Here is a 17,044-nt window from a genome sequence, read left to right as displayed (position 1 = left end):
GGGGAACTGCGCGGCCGACCACGACGGACCCGCAGTCAACGCACCGCCTTTCAGGGGCGCGGGGAACGGCGCGCCCAGCCACGATGTGCCCGCAGGTGATGAACGGGGCAGGGCGGGGTAAGGCGCGGGGCGCCTAGAACGGGTGCCAGCGGACCGTTTCGTCGCCGTTGCGCAGGGACTCGACCCGCCGCTCGAACTCCGACAGCGCTCGAGGATTACTCGGCGCATGCTGCGCAACCCACGCACAGCTCGCGGTCTCCCGAGCCCCCCGCAACACCCCACACCCCTCCCACTCCCGCACATCCCACCCGTACACCCCGGTGAAGGACTCGTACGCCTCGGCGGACAGCCCGTACCGGTCGCGGGACAGCGCCAGTACGACCAGGTCGTGCTCCCGCAGGTCCGAGGAGAACGTCTCCAGGTCGACCAGCACGGGCCCGTCGACCCCGACATGCACATTGCGCGGCAGCGCGTCCCCATGGATCGGCCCCGCCACCAACGCGGGCGTGAGCGCCGCGGAGGCCGTGGCGAACCCGTCCCGCCGCTCCCGCAGGAACGCCGCGTCCGCCGGATCGATCACGTCCCCCGCGAGCCGCAGCCACCGCTCCACCCCACCCAGCAGCTCCCGGCGCGGCAGCGCGAACGCGGGGGAGGGCAGCGCGTGCACCACCCGCAGCAGTGCGGCCAGATCGCGCGGTTCGGCGGGGCGGACGGGGTCGGACAGCCGGTGCCACAGCGTCACGGGGTGACCGTCGACGAACCGCGCCTCGGGCTCGGCGGGCCGCACCGCCGGAACGCCCGCCTCGGCGAGCCAGAGCGCGACGGCCAGTTCCCGCCGCGCCCGGTCGAGGAGTTCGGTGTCGCGGCCCACCTTGACCACCAGGTCACCGAGGGCGAAGACGGCGTTCTCGCCCAGCGCGAGGAGCACCGCGTCCCGGCCGTCCCGCCCGGCCGGGCCGATGCGCGCCTCGGCGAGTACGTCCCGCGCCTGTGCCTCGTCCATCACTCGCCTTCCGTGAAGCCACCGGCCAAGCCTTCGGCCAAGCTCTGGGCTCCCACTGTTCCCGCTGTTCCCGCACACGTCGTCTTACGCCCACGTACGCCCACGTACGCCATTCTGCCCCGGGCCGTGGACACGACAGCACGCCGTACGCCGCCGGGGCGTCCCATCCGCACTGGTGGGGGCCGCCCGTCGGGCGCGCGTGCTGTCTTGACGCGGTGTCGCCGGATCACGACGATGACGGGGGCCACCGGGACGGCCACATCGACATGAACCGCTCAGAGGAGCCGATTCCGTGACATTGGCGACCGCAAGGAAGCGGTCAGCGAAGCCCTCGCCGCGGGCCGGCGGGGACGGCCGCCCCGTCGACCACGGCGCCTGGTTCCTGGTGCTGCCCGCGCTGATCCCGATCCTGGTGCTCAGCGTCGGCCCGCTCCTGTACGGCATCGCCCTGGCGTTCACCGACGCGCAGTCGGGCCGGACCGAGCCCACGCGGTGGATCGGCACCCTCAACTTCCAGGATCTGCTGCACGACACCCTGTTCTGGGAGTCGTTCCGGATCGGCCTGGTGTGGGCGGTCGGTGTGACCGTCCCGCAGTTCGTCCTCGCGCTGGGGCTCGCCCTGCTGCTCAACGAGGAGCTGCGGCTGCGCTGGCTGGCGCGGGCGCTGGCGATCATCCCGTGGGCGATGCCCGAGGTCGTGGTCGGCATCATGTGGCGGCTCGTCTACAACCCGGACGCGGGCATCCTCAACGAGACGATCCGCGATCTGGGCCTGGGCGACGGACGGGACTGGCTGTCGAACCTCGCGACCGCGCTGCCCGCGGTGATCGTCGTCGGCATCTGGGCGGGCATGCCCCAGACGACGGTCGCCCTGCTCGCCGGACTGCAGAACACCCCGCGCGAACTCCACGAGGCGGCGGCCATGGACGGCGCGGGCGCCTGGCGGCGGTTCCGCACGGTCACTTGGCCCGCGCTGAAACCGGTCGCGCTCGCCATCACGGCGCTCAACTTCATCTGGAACTTCAACTCGTTCGCCCTGGTCTACGTGCTGACCCAGGGCGGCCCCGGCGGCCGTACCCGGCTGCCGATGCTGTTCGCCTACGAAGAGGCCTTCCGCTACGGCCAGTTCGGCTACGCGGCGGCGATGGGATGCGTGATGGTCGCGGTGATCTCGGTGATCCTCGCCGTCCACCTGGTCGGCCGGCTGCGGGGAGGCGAGGACGCGTGAGGACGAGCAGAAGGGCCCGCGCGGGCCAGTACGCGGCACTCCTCGCGTATCTGGTCTTTCTCGCCTTCCCGTTCCTGTGGCTGATCTCCACGGCCTTCAAGCCGGCGCGCGAACTGGCCAGCCTGCATCCGACCTGGCTGCCGCAGGACCCGACCCTCGACAACTTCCGGCAGGCCTTCGACGAACAGCCGCTGCTGCGGGCCGCGTTGAACTCCCTGGTCGCGGCGCTCGGCGCGGCCGTGATCGCCGTACTGATCGCCACTCCGATGGCGTACGTCATGGCCCGGCACCGCACGCGGCTCGCGAAGGCGGCCACCGGCTGGGTGGTCGTCAGCCAGGCGTTCCCGTTCGTCCTGGTGATCATCCCGCTGTTCCTCGTCCTGAAGAACCTCCACCTGATCAACTCCGTGGCCGGGCTGGTCATGGTCTACGTGGTGTGGGCGCTGCCGTTCGCGCTCTGGATGCTCGTGGGGTACGTACGGGCGGTGCCGGCCGAGATGGAGGAGGCCGCCGCGGTGGACGGCGCGGGCAAGGTGCGGACGCTGGTCTCGATCACCGCGCCGCTCCTCGCGCCGGGCATCGTGGCCACGGCCCTGTTCGCGTTCATCACCGCCTGGAACGAGTTCTTCTTCGCTCTGGTGCTGCTCAAGACCCCGGAGAAACAGACCTTGCCCGTCGTCCTCACCCACTTCCTCGGCGCGGAGGGCGTGGCGGACCTCGGCCCGCTCGCCGCCGCCGCGTTCCTGGCGACCATCCCGTCGCTGGTCGTCTTCGCGCTCATCCAGAAACGGATCACGGGCGGCATGCTCGCCGGGGCGGTGAAGAGCTGATGCGTACGCGGATGCCGATGTCGATGCGGATGCGGAGGGGCGGGGGCAGAGGGTGGCTGGCCGGGCTGGTCGCCGGTCTGGTGCTCGTCGCGGGCTCCGGCTGCTCCGGGGACGGGGGCGGCTCCGAGGACGGGCGGATCACGCTGCGCTTCCAGTCGCTGGCCTGGCAGAAGGAGTCCGTCGACGCCAACAAGGAACTGGTGCGGGAGTGGAACGCCGCGCATCCGGACGTCGAGGTCGAGTACGTACAGGGCTCTTGGGACAGCGTCCACGACCAGTTGCTCACGTCCTTCGAGGGCGGTGAGGCGCCGGACATCATCCACGACGCCTCGGACGACCTCGCGGACTTCGCGTACGGCGGGTATCTCGCGGATCTGCGCGGGCTGCTGTCCGAGCGGCTCACGTCCGACATCCCGGGGCGGAGCTGGGAGACGACGACGTTCGGGGACGGGATCTACGGTGTGCCGTTCCTCCAGGAACCCCGGGTCCTGATCGCCAACGCCACGTGGCTCAAGAAGTCGGGGGTACGGATTCCCACCCCCGAGAAGCCGTGGAGCTGGGACGAGTTCAGGACGGTCACCGACCGGCTGAGCACCGGGGACGGGAAGTACGGGGTGGCCTGGCCGCTCAAGGAGCCCGTCTCGGCGACGCTCAACCTGTCGTTGTCGACCGGTGGGCAGCTGTTCCACCGCGGGGCCGACGGCAAGGTGCGGATCCGGTTCGAGGAGGGTGACGAGGTCGTGCCGCGGACCATCCACGACCAGGTCAACGTCGATGACAGCGCGTCGGGTTCGACGCTCGGCAGCGGCGGGTCCGACACGCTGCCCGGGTTCTTCGGCGGCAAGTACGCGATGGTTCCGCTCGGGTTCTCCTATCGGCAGCAGATCGTGCAGCAGGCGCCTAAGGGGTTCGACTGGCAGGTGCTGCCCGCGCCCGCGGGGGCCGACGGGCTCACCCAGGGGGTCAGTCCGCAGACGCTGTCCGTCGCCGAGGACAGCCCGCACAAGAAGGAGGCCGCGGCCTTCATCGACTTCCTGCTCCGGCCGCGGAACATGGTGCGGCTCGCGCTGGGGGACTGGATGCTGCCGACCGGGACGCAGGCGTTGCGGGATCCGGCGCTGCGGGGGGAGAAGGACGGGTGGGCCGTGGGGGCCGCGGTCGCGGGGGAGCTGCGGTCGGCTCCCGCGCAGTCCGTGCGGGGGTATCCGGAGTGGAAGGACAAGGTGGCCACGCCCGCCTATCAGTCGTACTACAGCGGGGCCATCGGGATGGGGGAGTTGCGGCGGCGGCTGGTGGGGGACGGGAACCGGGTGCTGGCGCGGTACCAGCGGTGACGGGCCGTCGGGCCGGGGGTGGGGTGGTGGGTTGTCGGGTGCGGGTCCGTCGTGGCTGGGCGCGCCCACGCGGCGGAGCCGCACGTCGATACAGCCCCGCGCCCCTGAAAAGCGGGTGGTGCGGCGGGTTCGTCGGGTGCGGGTCCGGTGGGGGCTTGTCGCGCAGTTCCCCGCGCCCCTGAAAAAAGCGGACGTCCTGGCGCGCGCACCCCGCGAAGAGGCAGTGGGGTTAATTGGATTGCACGAGACGTCTCGTCTTGTTTAAGGTCGGGGTATGACCATCCCCCGTACCGCCCCCGCCCACATCGCCATGTTCTCCGTCGCCGCCCACGGGCATGTGAACCCGAGTCTTGAGGTGATCCGGGAGCTTGTCGCCCGGGGGCACCGGGTCACGTACGCGATTCCGCCGGTCTTCGCCGAGAAGGTCGCGGAGGCCGGCGCCGAGCCGAAGCCGTGGACCTCGACCCTGCCGTCCCCCGACGACGACCCCAGCGCCTGGGGGAGCACGCTCCTGGACAACGTGGAACCCTTCCTCGCGGACGCGATCCAGGCGCTCCCGCAGCTCATCGAGGCGTACGAGGGCGACGAGCCGGACCTCGTGATCCACGACATCACCTCGTACCCGGCGCGCGTCCTCGCCCACCGCTGGGGCGTCCCCGCCGTCTCGCTCTCGCCGAACCTCGTCGCCTGGGAGGGGTACGAGGAGGAGGTCGCCGAACCCATGTGGGCGGAGCCGAAGAAGACCGAGCGGGGGCAGGCGTACTACGCCCGCTTCCAGGCCTGGCTGGACGAGAACGGCGTCGGCCTGGACCCCGACTCCTTCGCCGGCCGGCCCGCCCGTTCCCTGGTCCTCATCCCGAAGTCGCTCCAGCCGAACGCCGACCGGGTCGACGAGTCCGTGTACACCTTCGTCGGCGCCTGTCAGGGCGACCGCGCCGCCCAGGGCGAGTGGCGGCGGCCCGACGGCGCCGAGCGCGTCGCCCTCGTGTCCCTGGGGTCCGCCTTCACCAAGCAGCCCGCCTTCTACCGCGAGTGCGCGAAGGCGTTCGGCGCACTGCCGGGCTGGCACCTGGTGCTCCAGATCGGCAAGCACGTCGACCCGGCCGAACTCGGCGAGATCCCGGCGAACGTGGAAGTGCGCGACTGGGTCCCGCAGCTCGCGATCCTCAAGCAGGCCGACGTCTTCGTCACACACGCCGGGGCGGGCGGCAGCCAGGAGGGGATGGCGACCGCCACGCCGATGGTCTGCGTACCGCAGGCCGTCGACCAGTTCGGCAACGCGGACGTGCTCCACGCGCTCGGAGTCGCCAGTCGGCTGCCCATGGAAGAGGTCACCGCGGACAGTCTGCGCGAAGCCGTACTGGCGATCGCCGACGATCCGGAAGTGGCACGGAAACTCAAGGCGATCCAGGCCGAGATGGCGGCCGAGGGAGGAACTTCACGCGCCGCGGATTTGATCGAAGCGGAAATTCCCCAAGGGCAGCACAAGGCCTGACAGGACGTAGAACGCCTGCTCAGGTGACCCTCAGCGAACCCGGAATTCCCCCGGGTCACGGTTCCATGGAATTGGTGAAGCCATGGCGCACTTTGGATAACGGGAAGGTCATTAGATAACGCTCGGGTAACGCGGGGTCCGTCCTGTCGGGTCATGGATCGGGTTGCTGAGTTCGACCCCTGACCCCCACAGAAGGTTGCACGGGCATCTTCTTGTTCTTTTACCGAACAGGTTCTTAGCGTGAGGTGAACTCGATACGAACTTTGGGAAGTTGACCTATGCGCCGTGACATACCGCCCCTCGCAGAGGTGCGCCGCATCACCGAGAAGAAGCGGGACGCCTGGTGGACTGTGCTGCTCGTCGACCCGGTCGCCACCCCGCTGGTGCGGTTGACCGCGAAGTACACGCGGATCACACCGAACCAGATCACCTGGGGCGCGTTCCTGCTCGGCCTGGTCTCGGCGGCGTTCTTCGCGTTCGGTGACTGGCGGTGGCTGATCGCCGGTGCGTTCGTCTACCACCTGAGCTTCATCCTCGACTGCATGGACGGGAAGGTGGCCCGCCTCACCGGGCAGGGCTCGGTCTTCGGCGCCTGGCTGGACTTCGTCTTCGACCGCATCCGGGTCGCGGTGTGCGGCGTCGCGCTGATGGCCGGGCAGTACGACCGCACCGGCGAGACGATCTACATCTGGCTGGCCGCCGCGGTCGTCTTCCTCGACACGCTGCGCTACATCAACGGCTTGGAGATCTTCAAGATCCGCCACACCATGCGCAAGCAGATCAAGGCACGGGTGCGGGCGGCCCGGCGCGCGGAGAACTCCGCGGAGCTGGCCTTCATGGAGGACCTGCTGCGCAACAACCCCGAGGCGGACATCGAGCAGGACATCCGCCAGGCGGCCACGGCGACGGTGACGCCGGTGGGCGGCGCGGAGGCCGCGGAGATCGCGGAGAGCCCCGAGGTCGCCGCCTTCGCGGAGCGCGAGCACGCGGCGACGACCGCGCCGACGAGCGTGACCGCGCCGATGACCGCGACCCCGGCGACGGCGGTCACTGCGACTGCGACGGAGGCTGCCGAGGGCGAGGCGGGAGCCGAGGCCGAGGGTGAGGCGCAGACCAAGGCGCCGGCCCGCGTGATCGACCTGCACCAGGAGTTCAGGCACCGCTTCCCGGTCTATCTCCGCGCCCGCTCGTTCTTCCTGCGCCACCGCATCCGTACGCACCTGGTGAGCGGTATCGAGTTCCAGATGGGCGTCTTCATTCTCGGCCCGCTGTTCGACTCGGTCATCAAGGCGACCATCGTCTCCGGGGCCCTGCTCCTCGTCTTCGAGCTCGCCATCATCTACAAGCTGCTGCTCTCCACCCGGGACTTCACCCGCACGATCGACTCCTTCGAGCGCGAAGAGGTCCCCGCCGCGGCCTGACCGGCAGACCGCACGACCGGCAGACCGCGCGAACGGCAGACCGCGACACGGCGTATCGCGAACGGCAGCGGGGCCGGGGCACATGCCCCGGCCCCGCTGCCGTTCAGCGTTGCCGCTCCGTACGGAACCGGCCGGTCAGACGCCGACCCTCTCGCCCTCGACCGCCGGAGGCTGAGGCGGCTGCGGCTGCGTCGACGGCTCCTCGAACGACTCGTCGTGACTGAGGTCCGGCAGCCGGTTCAGCCACTTCGGGAAGTACCAGTTGCGCTCGCCGAGCAGGGCCATGACCGCCGGGAGCAGCACACCGCGGATGATCGTGGCGTCGATCAGGACCGCCGCCGCGAGGCCCACACCCATCTGCTTCATGGACTGCATGGACAGCGTCCCGAAGATCGCGAAGACGGCGACCATGATGACGGCGGCGCTGGTGATGACACCGGCCGTGGTGACGACGCCGTGCTGGATGGCGTCCCGGGTCGTCAGCCCCCGCAGCCGCGCCTCACGGATCCGGGAGACCACGAACACGTGGTAGTCCATCGAGAGCCCGAACAGGATCACGAAGAGGAACAGCGGCAGCCAGGTGACGATCGCGCCCACCCCCTCGGCGCCCACCAGCGACGCGCCCCAGCCGTGCTGGAAGACGGCGACCAGGATGCCGTACGCCGCTCCGACCGACAGGAGGTTGAGGACGATCGAGGTGACCGCGACCGTCAGAGAGCGGAACGACAGGAGCATCAGCACGAAGGCGAAGACCACGACGAAGACGAAGACCGGGGCCACCGCGCTGACGAGCTGGTCGTTGAAGTCCTTCGAACCCGCCACCTGACCGGAGATCGGGGCCTCCACGCCGTCGACCTTGCCGAGCGTCGCGGGACGGACCTCGTCGCGGAGGATCGTCAGGCTCTTCTCGGCCTTGTCGAGGTTCGAGCCGCCCACCAGCGGCACGTACACGAAGGCGATGTTCTGCGCGTCGTGCACCTTGACGTCGACCGGGCCGCGCGAGGCACCCGAACTGACCGCCTGGGCCCGGAAGTCGGCGAGCGCGGACTTCACCTCGGGCGAGTTGATGTCGTCGGCCCTGACGACCACCTCGGCCGGGTCGGAACCGCCGGGGAAGGCCTCGTTGACCCGCTCGTACGTCGCCACGATCGGCAGCGAGTCGCCGAACTCCTGGTCCAGCGTGAGGTTCTGGGTCTTCATGCCCAGCGCGGGAGCGGCGATGGCCACCAGGGCGCCCGCCGCGACGATCAGCGAGATCGCCGGCTTGGCCAGCACCACGCGCAGTACGGCCGTCCAGAAGCGGCTGTCGTTGCCGGAACCGGCCTTGCCGGGGCCGCCGTTGGCCTTGCGGCGCTTGTCCGGGTGGAGGAACGGGATCCGTCCCGTCTCGACGCGCTTGCCGAGCAGCGACAGGACCGCGGGGAGCACCGTGACCGAGCCGACCATGGCGACCGCCACGACCATCAGGGAGGCGAGCCCCATCGCCTTGAAGGTGGCGATCCCGGTGAACAGCATGCCCGCCATCGCCACGCACACCGTGACGCCGGAGACGATGATGGCCCGGCCGCTGGTCGCCGCGGCGATGCGCAGCGCGGTCTCGGGGTCCCGGCCCGCCGCGCGTTCCTCGCGCTCGCGCCGCAGATAGAACAGGCAGTAGTCGACGCCGACCGCGAGCCCGACCAGCAGCATCACGGAGCTGGAGGTGTCGTCCATCGGCTGGACATGGCTGACGATCATCATCAGGCCCATGGTGGCCATGATCGCGGTGATCGCGAGCAGGACCGGCACCAGCGCCGCGACCAGCGCGCCGAACGCGACCAGCAGGATGCCGAGGGCCACCGGCACGGCGGAGAACTCGGCCTGCTGGAAGTCGTCGCCGAACGCGTCGTCGAACGTCTTGTTCATGCTGGCGCCGCCGATCTCCTCGATCCGCACCGCCTCATGGTCCTTCTGGACCTCGTCCACGGCCTTCAGGACGGGCTCGACCCGCTCGCCCGCCGTGTCCGCCTCGCCGCGCATGTCGAACTGCACGAGCGCGCTGCGGCCGTCCTTCGAGATCGTCTTCGTGTCGTACGGCGAGGTCACGTCGGTCACCTTGCCGGTGCCCTCGACCGCCTTGATCACGGCGGCGACGGCGGCACGGAACTCGCTGTCGGTCGCCTTGAGACCCGTGCCCTTGGCCTGGAGGAGCACGGTCTCCCCGGCCGGCTCGTCGATGCCCGCCTGCTCCGCGATGGCCGCGGCCCGGCCCGTCTCGCCCCCGAGCTGCTCGCTGTCCTTGAGCTCGACCGTGCCCGCCGCCGAGCCGAGTCCCATCGCCAGAACGACGAACAGCACCCAGATCCCGACGGCCGCCCAGCGGTGCCGGGCGCTCCAGCCACCGGCCCGGGCCGCTATCCCCCGTACCCGCGTGTCTCGCTTCCCCATGACGGGCTTGCCCCCTTGTCCTGGGTGCCGACCGCCTGCCGACACCTTCCGCTATGAAGGTATGGCGCGGATAAGGGCCTCTCCTCGTGCTCTTTGGTGAAGTCCGGTGGTCGGAAGTCCTCCCCGCGGACCCCGCCACCTCCGCACTGAGGAGGATGAGAGGCCCTTACATGTAAAGCCGCCCCTCGGGGGTCGCGCCCGAGCTGACCGGTCGGTAACCTGCGGTGAGCCGGGCAGTCCCGGCCCGCCGGCCGTCGTGCCCACCCCCACGGGGCACGACGGCCGTCCTAAGGGGTCCTGTCAGTCGCTGGGCCTAGGGTGTGCGGATGACGATGGGGACGACGACGTACGCGGCGCTGCTGCGCGGGATCAATGTGGGTGGCAGCCGGAAGGTGCCGATGGCCGAGCTGCGGACCCTCCTGGAAGGGCTAGGGCACGGCGGCGTACGCACGTATCTGCAGAGCGGGAACGCCGTGTTCACCAGCGACCACGGCGACGAGGACTCCCTCGCCGAGGAGCTGGCCGGAGCCCTCGCCGACCGCTTCGGGTTCACCGTCGACGTGCTGGTGCGCGACCACGCCTATCTGCGGGCCGTCCTGGACGCCTGCCCGTTCCCGGCCGCCGAACTGGAGGCCAAGCAGCTGCACGTCACCTACTTCTCGGCGCCGGTCGACGCCGGACGCTTCGCGTCGGTCGAGCAACAGGCCTTCCTGCCCGAGGAGTTCCGCCTCGGCGACCGCGTGCTGTACCTGTACGCCCCCGACGGCCTCGGCCGCTCCAAGCTGGCGGAGAGCCTGGCGAAGCCCCGGGTGACGAAGGGCGTCGTCGCCACCACGCGCAACTGGAACACCGTCGTCAAACTCGTGGAGCTGACCGGTGAGTGAGCCCGCGCGCGCCGACGACGCGGCAGCGGCCGTCGAGGCGGCGATCGCGGGCGAGCTGCGCCTCCTGGACCCCGGGGTCCGCCGTTCCCCCGAGCTGGCCGGCGCGCTGCTGCACCCCGACTTCCACGAGTTCGGCGCCTCCGGCCGGCACTGGGACCGGGCCGCGATCATCGGCATGCTCGCCACGGAGGCGGAAACGCAGGCGGAGACGGGAGCGGTTCCTGTGTCCACCTCCGGGATGAGAGGCGTCCAGCTCTCGGCGGACGTCGTCCACCTCACCTTCGACACCGAGGGCGACGGCCGCCACGTACACCGGAGTTCGCTGTGGCGGCGGTCGGACGACGGATGGCTCCTGTACTTCCACCAGGGGACGCCGTTCACGGTGTGACAGGCTCGGGCCATGCGCTACATCATCATCGGAGCAGGGGCCGTGGGCGGGGCCATCGGCGGACGCCTCGCCGAGTCGGGACACGACGTGGTGCTCGTCGCGCGCGGCGCGCACCACGAGGCGTTGCGCGAGCGGGGACTGCGGCTCGTGACCCCCGACGGGGCACGCACCCACCGGCTGCCCGCGGTCGACGGCCCGTCGGCCCTCGGCGAACTGCGTGCGGAGGACGTCCTCGTGCTCGCCGTCAAGACGCAGGACAGCGTGGCGGCCCTGGAGGAATGGGGGCCCGCCCCGGTGGCGGGCGGCGGCACGGCGGCCGAACGGCTGCCGCTGCTGTGCGCCCAGAACGGCGTGGAGAGCCAGCGGCTCGCACTGCGCCGCTTCCACCGGGTGTACGGGGTGTGCGTGTGGCTGCCCGCCACCTTCGTCGAGCCGGGCGTGGTGTCGGCGGCCGGATCGCCCCTCACCGGCATCCTCCACCTCGGGCGCTTCCCGCACGGCACGGACGACACCGCGCGGGCCGTCGCCGCCGACCTGACCGCGTCCCGCTTCGAGGCGCCGGTCGTACCCGATGTGACGCGCTGGCAGTACGCCAAACTGCTCGCCAACCTCGCCAACGCCATCGAGGCGGTCAGCGGGGTCGTCGACAGCGAGGAGGCCCACGCGCTGCAGGGCCGGGTACGCGCCGAGGGCGAGGCGGTGCTCGCCGCCGCGGGTACGGCGTACGCCTCGCAGGAGGAGCAGAAGGAGGCCCGCGCCGACAAGATGCGCCTCGTACCGCTCGACGACGGACCGGCGCGCGGCGGCGGGTCGTCCTGGCAGTCGCTGAGCCGGGGCACGGGCACGATCGAGGCGGACTACCTGAACGGGGAGATCGCCCTGCTGGGGCGTCTGCACGGAGTCCCGACGCCCCTCAACGACCTGCTGCGACGCCTCGCGAACGAGTTCGCGCGACAGCGGCGGGCGGCGGGTTCGATGCCGGTGGCCGAGCTGGTACGGCTGGCCGACGCGGCGGTCGCGCAGGCCCTCCCGATCTCCGGTGCCGCAACTCCGTGACACACGGCCCTCCGTATCCCTAGGGTGATGGAGCGATTACGGGGTGGGGGGCCTGAATGGTCGGAAGACAGTTGCCGTCGTTGCCTAAGATGCGCAAGGACGCGGTCACCCGGCGGCTGTGCGCGTCGGTGCATCTCGACGCGGACTTCGCCCACGAGGCGGACCACCGGCTCACCGGGGACGGCCTGAACGCCATGGGCCCGGCCCTCGGCATCAACCTCGTCGCGCTCGCCCGGCACGCGCGCGTGGCCGTCAGGGCCCGCGCCGCGCTCGACCGTCAGCTCGCCTGGCTGTTCGCCGCGGGCTGGGCCGCGGTGCTCGCCGGACTGGTCGCCCTCGTCAAGGGCCACGGGCCGGTCGCGATGACCGCCGTGTACGGGCCGGTGGCCGTCCTGGCCGCCGCCTGGTGGCTCGTCCACCACGACCAGGCACGCGCCAGGGCCGCGGCCCAGGACGTCTACCGCAGCCAGGACAAGGCCGAGAACCTCGCCCCGGCCGTCGAACAGGAGGCGGAGGCCCGGCTGCACGACCTCAAGCGGGCCAACGTCATCCCGTACACCGACTCCGCGGAGCGCACCAACCCGTTCGTCGGCAGCGGCGACAAGATCAAGGAAACGCTCTGGCAGCCGATCGACGTCAGCAGGCCCGCGGACTCGCCCACCGGCGGCAAGCTCACCATCCGCCCCTTCGACGCCGTCGACCTGCACACCTATGTGGCCCGGGAGATGGAGGGAGTCTCCGGCCTCGACGGCCTGCGCGCCAGGAACCGCCTGTACGTCCTCGGCAGCAACGCCCTCCACCTGCCCGAGCTGCTGCCCGACCGCACCCGCCACCCGCGCGCCCAGATCCCCCGGCAGCTCGTCCAGGCCGGCCTGCAGAGCCCCGGCGCCGGTATGCGCACGTACCTCTGTCTCGAACGGGTCGGCGAGGGCGGCCGGACCATCGTCTCCATGTATCTGCGGGCGCGACTGCACCGGCCGAGCCTCACCTGGGAGGTCGCCGCGTACGCGATCCCGCCGCTGCACGGCCGCTTCCACCGGGTGGACCATCTGCCCGTCGCCCGCGCCGAGAGCTGGTGGAGCCTCGTCTCGTACGCCACCTCGCACGTCTGGCCCGAACTGCGCGGTGCCTCCCGGCGGCTGCGTGCCCGGCGCCGGTTCCACCGCGAGGCGGAGCGGGCCCTGACCAGGACCCGCCGCGAGATCAAGGAACGCCATCTGGTGTACGACTACGGGGCGTTCGACAGTCTGCGCGAGAGCCTCGGCGACTGGGACGCGGCCGGCTACTCGGAGAAGACCGACGCGCAGGACTTCCTGTTCCGGCTCCAGCAGGGCGTCCTGGTCGCGACCGAGCGCTTCCTCCAGGACCACAACGTCGACACGGGCTCGTTCGACAAGGCGCAGCAGATCATCAGCACCCAGACCTACAACATCTCCGGGGACATCAACGGCCCCAGCAACATCGGCAACCAGGGCCAGATCAACATGGCGGGCGGCCAGCCGCAGCAGGGGCAGGGCGGCCACCCGGGCGCGGGCCAGGGCGGCGGACCATGACCTGCCCCCGCCCCCTCGACGAACCCGCGCGTCCGGCGAACAGCACCCCTACCAGGAGCCAGGCATGAGCACCTTCAACTTCCACGGCAACATCAACGGCCCCTCCAACTTCGGGGACCACGGTCGTATCGAGGTCAACAACGGGGTCGACGCGGCCCAGTCGCTGCGCCTGGCCGCCGAACTCGTGGAGCGGCTGCGCACCGAGAACCCGCCCCTCGTCGCCCAGGCGGAGGTCGTACGGGGCGAGTTGGCGCGGGCCGGGCAGGAGGGCGCCGCCCCGGACCGCGGGCGGGTCCGCTCGGCCCTGGACACGATCTCCGTGGGCGTCGCGGCCGGCAGCGGAGGGCTCGCCCTCGCACAGGAGCTGAGCCGGGTCCTCGGCCTGTGAACCCGGCGCGGCCCCCTCACCCGTGATCCGGGGCGCTCACTTCGCCCGTACGACCGCGCGGGTGCCGTCCCCCAGGTCCAGTTCCAGGCCCGCGCGCAGCGGGACCGTCTGGCCGGGGCCGATCTGCTGGGACGTACCGTCCGAGCGCGTGCCCGCCCAGGTCCTGCTGCTGCGGTTCGCGATGCCGAAGCGGCCCGGCTTCGTGGGGTGTTCCACCAGTTCGGCCACCAGGCTCGCGTCCGAGTAGTCGTGCCGGGCGGGCTCCGCCTGCAGATGGTGGGCCTGCACGCGGGCCGCGCGCGGCAGCCGGATGTGGCGCTCGGTGCGCGGCGGGGGAGTGGTCACCGTCAGGCGCGGCGGCAGCACCAGCAGCGCCCCGCAGCCCCAGCACGGGCGGGACGCCTGCGGCTGGGGCTCGCCCGGCTCCGTCATGTTCTGCCGCCCGCAGGACGCGCACTCCACCACCGCGTCCCGTACCGCCCGCAGCGCGTCGCGCCACTCGGACTCCCGCACCCGGACCGCCGGATCGTGCAGCCCGGCCGTGAAGCTGCGCCGGAACAAGTCCTGGAGGGCGCCCGCGGAGGCGTCCCAGGTGGCCAGCACGGTCGCGTGCTCCATCGGGTCGGGCTCGTTCGAGTCGTCCGCCGGGTCGAAGACGAACAGCGGGTTCTTCCCGTAGAGCTTCCGCTCGGCGGCCTCGTCCAGACAGTGGATCGCCAACTCCCGCCTGCCCTTGAGCGGGTGATGGTTCATCAGGAACATGAACAGCAGCACGGCCAGCGAGTGCAGATCGGACTGCGTACCGGGACGGGCGCCCGGCTCGGCCCGCACCAGCTCGGGCGCCATGAACTCCATCGTCCCGGAGATCCCGCTCGCGTCGCCCTCCACCACGGCGTTGTCGTTGTCGCAGACGAGGATGTCACCGGTGTCCGGGTCGAAGAAGACGTTGCCCCAGGAGATGTCCCGGTAGGCGATGCCGCGCGAGTGGAGCGCCTGGTACGCCTCGACGGTGTAGAGGCACGCCGTCAGCAACGCGCGCGTGCTGGTGCGCAGTTGGCGGCGGAACAGCGCGGGCAGGCCCTTGAACCGGTCGGGCCGCAGCCCCATCAGATACCCGAACGATCCGTGGTGCCAGGGCACGTACGCCTCGGGCCACAGAAAGCGGTCGTCGTCGAAGTCGCGGGACACCAGCTCCCGTACGATCCCCTCCTGCTCCGGGGTCGCGCAGGTCGGGTAGTACCACTTGAGGGCCTTCTCGCCGGCGGACGTCTTCACCCGGTAGACCTCGCCCTGGCCGCCCGCCCCCAGCATGTCGACGACCTGGACCTCCTCACCGGTCTCCACGGTCAGGCGGGTGCCGCTGTCGAGCATGCCGGTCATCTAGGTCTCCTTCTTCGGTTCGGGTTCCGCGTCGCGGTCGGTGCCGGGCTGCGCGTCGGGCTTCGGCTGCGGGCGGGCCGCGTACGAGTGCAGGAGGGCCGCGGTCAGGGTCGTGTCGTCGCCGGAGTACCGGGAGGCGTGCCGCAGCCAGTCGGGCAGCGCGTCCCGCACCCCCTCGAAGCCCTCCGTCGCGAGCCGCGCGTCCATGTCCCCGACGAACTCCGTGAAGCCGTCGCCCGACGCGAAACTCTTCGACAGACCGTCCGTGGACAGCACCACGAGCCGCGGGATCCGCGCCTCCTCGAACACGGGCGCCCAGTAAGTCCGTACCGCGCGCCACGCCTGCGGAACGCACAGCGACTCGGTCTCGTCGCCCAGGTCGTCCTCGGCCGGGGCCAGCGGCCGGTCCACCGAGCCGTCGTGGCCCACCACCGCCAGATCGCCGTCGCCGATCTGCCAGGCCGTCAGGAGCCACGGCGTCACGACGGCGCCGATCAGCGTGGTCCCGTACAGCGTCAGCTTCTCGTCGGGGCCGGGCTCGGGCAGGCCGAGGTCGGCCACCGGGCGGTGCCGTGCCCAGTGCCCGAGGGCCGCCTCGCGCCAGGACTGGACCAGGGCGCGCGGCATGTCGTTGCGGGCGTAGTTCATCAGCCGGGCCAGCCCGCCCGGTTCGTGGCAGGCGTCGGCCGCCCGGCCGAACTCCGTCGCCAGCGCGACGAACCGGTCCACGGCGAACCGTGCCCCGAGCGCGCTGCGCGCGTGCGCGGCCGAGCCGTGGCCGTCCGCCACGGCGAGGACGAGGGGATCGGCCGAGGAACCGGTCCCGGAGAACGCGTACCAGTCCTGGTTCTGCCGTTTCCCGGTCCCCTGGATGCTTTCGGCGAGGGTGGCCCAGCGCCGTACGAGTGCCGTCACCACACGTCGTCGTCATCGTCGTCGTCGAGGACCGGCGGCGCGAACGGCTGCTTCGCCAGCGGGTCCCCCGAACCGGCGACCGGCTGCGAGGCCGCCTTGACCGCCGCCGTCGACGCCCAGCGGATCGCCGCCGCAAGCTGCTTGGGACTGTTGGCGTCCAGCGGCTGCAGCTCCGGATTGGCGAGGAACTCCTGGAGCACGGAGCGGTCGGCGTCGTGGCCGATGGCGATCGCGACCCGGACGGCCTTGCGCCCCCACGGTGTCGCGTCGATCGCCTTGAGGCCCGCCTTCCAGTCGTCGGTCGGCACACCGTCCGAGACCAGCGCGAGCACCGGCTTCAGGGCCCGCTGCGGCATCGGCGGGCTCTGCAGCTCGCGCGAGACCAGGTGCAGCGCCTCGCCCAGGTTCGTCATGCCGTCCACCTCGACGTCCTGCCAGGTGAAGTCGTCGACGGGGACGGGCGTCTGGTGGTGCCACGTGGCCGTCGTGGAGAACGTGACGGTACGCAGCAGCAGTTGGGCCGCCGGGTTGTCGTGGGCCACCGAACGCATCTCCGGGACGGCCTCCCTGATCGCGTAGTTGAGCCGGGCGATCTTCTCGCCCTGCATCGAGTACGAGCAGTCGAGCAGCCAGATGAAGTGGACCGGACGGTTCGCCATGGGCCCGCCGGGGATGTCACTCACTGCGTGTCCTTCCGTGGGGTGTGGATGGGTCGGTTCCGTGTTCGGGTCGGTCAGCTCGG

15 protein-coding genes are annotated in these 17,044 nt (G+C 71.2%); 10 read left to right on the top strand and 5 right to left on the bottom strand.

From position 1 onward, the window contains the following. Nucleotides 1–133: 133 nt before the first annotated feature. Nucleotides 134–1,003 carry a phosphotransferase gene (locus ACZ60E_RS15585; RefSeq protein WP_469440833.1) on the bottom strand — a complete coding sequence of 290 codons (870 nt, stop codon included), beginning with the start codon at nucleotides 1,001–1,003 and terminating at the stop codon, nucleotides 134–136. 292 nt (nucleotides 1,004–1,295) lie between these two features. On the opposite strand from ACZ60E_RS15585, the gene ACZ60E_RS15580 reads away from it, so the two are divergent. From ACZ60E_RS15580 to ACZ60E_RS15560, 5 genes are all read left to right on the top strand, one after another. Next, nucleotides 1,296–2,231 carry a carbohydrate ABC transporter permease gene (locus ACZ60E_RS15580; protein WP_385838769.1) on the top strand — a complete coding sequence of 312 codons (936 nt, stop codon included), beginning with the start codon at nucleotides 1,296–1,298 and terminating at the stop codon, nucleotides 2,229–2,231. Then, complete coding sequence (locus ACZ60E_RS15575) at nucleotides 2,228–3,061, top strand: carbohydrate ABC transporter permease (RefSeq protein WP_384799929.1); 834 nt, start codon at nucleotides 2,228–2,230, stop codon at nucleotides 3,059–3,061. Before ACZ60E_RS15580 ends, ACZ60E_RS15575 begins: the two co-directional genes overlap by 4 nt. A 29-nt stretch (nucleotides 3,062–3,090) precedes the next feature. After that, nucleotides 3,091–4,395 (top strand): ABC transporter substrate-binding protein, encoded by a 1,305-nt coding sequence (locus tag ACZ60E_RS15570; protein WP_469441205.1) that lies wholly within the window; start codon nucleotides 3,091–3,093, stop codon nucleotides 4,393–4,395. Nucleotides 4,396–4,669: 274 nt separating this feature from the next. Beyond that, a complete protein-coding gene (gene mgt / locus ACZ60E_RS15565; RefSeq protein ID WP_469440832.1) occupies nucleotides 4,670–5,890 on the top strand; it encodes a macrolide-inactivating glycosyltransferase in 1,221 nt (406 codons plus the stop codon). Between the two features lie 278 nt (nucleotides 5,891–6,168). After that, nucleotides 6,169–7,311, top strand: a complete 1,143-nt coding sequence (locus tag ACZ60E_RS15560) for a CDP-alcohol phosphatidyltransferase family protein (RefSeq protein WP_453795964.1) — start codon at nucleotides 6,169–6,171, stop codon at nucleotides 7,309–7,311. A gap of 135 nt (nucleotides 7,312–7,446) precedes the next feature. Here the strand turns inward: ACZ60E_RS15560 and ACZ60E_RS15555 are convergent, their stop codons facing one another. Next, a complete protein-coding gene (locus tag ACZ60E_RS15555) occupies nucleotides 7,447–9,738 on the bottom strand; it encodes an MMPL family transporter (RefSeq protein WP_453795888.1) in 2,292 nt (763 codons plus the stop codon). Nucleotides 9,739–10,064: 326 nt separating this feature from the next. Between ACZ60E_RS15555 and ACZ60E_RS15550 the strand changes: the two genes are divergently transcribed. From ACZ60E_RS15550 to ACZ60E_RS15530, 5 genes are all read left to right on the top strand, one after another. After that, nucleotides 10,065–10,622, top strand: coding sequence for a DUF1697 domain-containing protein (locus tag ACZ60E_RS15550; RefSeq protein WP_385836002.1), 558 nt, complete (start codon nucleotides 10,065–10,067; stop codon nucleotides 10,620–10,622). Then, nucleotides 10,615–11,010, top strand: a complete 396-nt coding sequence (locus ACZ60E_RS15545) for a nuclear transport factor 2 family protein (RefSeq protein ID WP_469440831.1) — start codon at nucleotides 10,615–10,617, stop codon at nucleotides 11,008–11,010. The genes ACZ60E_RS15550 and ACZ60E_RS15545 overlap by 8 nt, the downstream gene beginning before the upstream one ends. A 12-nt stretch (nucleotides 11,011–11,022) precedes the next feature. After that, nucleotides 11,023–12,066 carry a ketopantoate reductase family protein gene (locus ACZ60E_RS15540; RefSeq protein WP_469440829.1) on the top strand — a complete coding sequence of 348 codons (1,044 nt, stop codon included), beginning with the start codon at nucleotides 11,023–11,025 and terminating at the stop codon, nucleotides 12,064–12,066. A gap of 89 nt (nucleotides 12,067–12,155) precedes the next feature. After that, nucleotides 12,156–13,619, top strand: a complete 1,464-nt coding sequence (locus tag ACZ60E_RS15535; RefSeq protein ID WP_469441203.1) for a hypothetical protein — start codon at nucleotides 12,156–12,158, stop codon at nucleotides 13,617–13,619. Nucleotides 13,620–13,683: 64 nt separating this feature from the next. Further along, nucleotides 13,684–14,007 carry a hypothetical protein gene (locus ACZ60E_RS15530; RefSeq protein WP_384799905.1) on the top strand — a complete coding sequence of 108 codons (324 nt, stop codon included), beginning with the start codon at nucleotides 13,684–13,686 and terminating at the stop codon, nucleotides 14,005–14,007. Between the two features lie 36 nt (nucleotides 14,008–14,043). Here the strand turns inward: ACZ60E_RS15530 and ACZ60E_RS15525 are convergent, their stop codons facing one another. From ACZ60E_RS15525 to ACZ60E_RS15515, 3 genes are read right to left on the bottom strand one after another with little or no spacing between them, the layout of a single operon-like run. Then, nucleotides 14,044–15,387, bottom strand: a complete 1,344-nt coding sequence (locus ACZ60E_RS15525; RefSeq protein WP_384799902.1) for a protein kinase domain-containing protein — start codon at nucleotides 15,385–15,387, stop codon at nucleotides 14,044–14,046. Continuing rightward, nucleotides 15,388–16,302, bottom strand: a complete 915-nt coding sequence (locus ACZ60E_RS15520; RefSeq protein ID WP_469440828.1) for a protein phosphatase 2C domain-containing protein — start codon at nucleotides 16,300–16,302, stop codon at nucleotides 15,388–15,390. Continuing rightward, the gene (locus ACZ60E_RS15515) at nucleotides 16,299–16,961 is read right to left on the bottom strand and encodes a vWA domain-containing protein (RefSeq protein WP_189770994.1); all 663 of its coding nucleotides are present in this window, start codon (nucleotides 16,959–16,961) and stop codon (nucleotides 16,299–16,301) included. Before ACZ60E_RS15515 ends, ACZ60E_RS15520 begins: the two co-directional genes overlap by 4 nt. Nucleotides 16,962–17,044 lie beyond the last annotated feature (83 nt).

The organism is Streptomyces sp. NPDC102514 (assembly GCF_055584525.1).
Note: the sequence above shows the minus strand (reverse complement) of the source record. Positions and strands in the feature narration are given on the sequence as shown.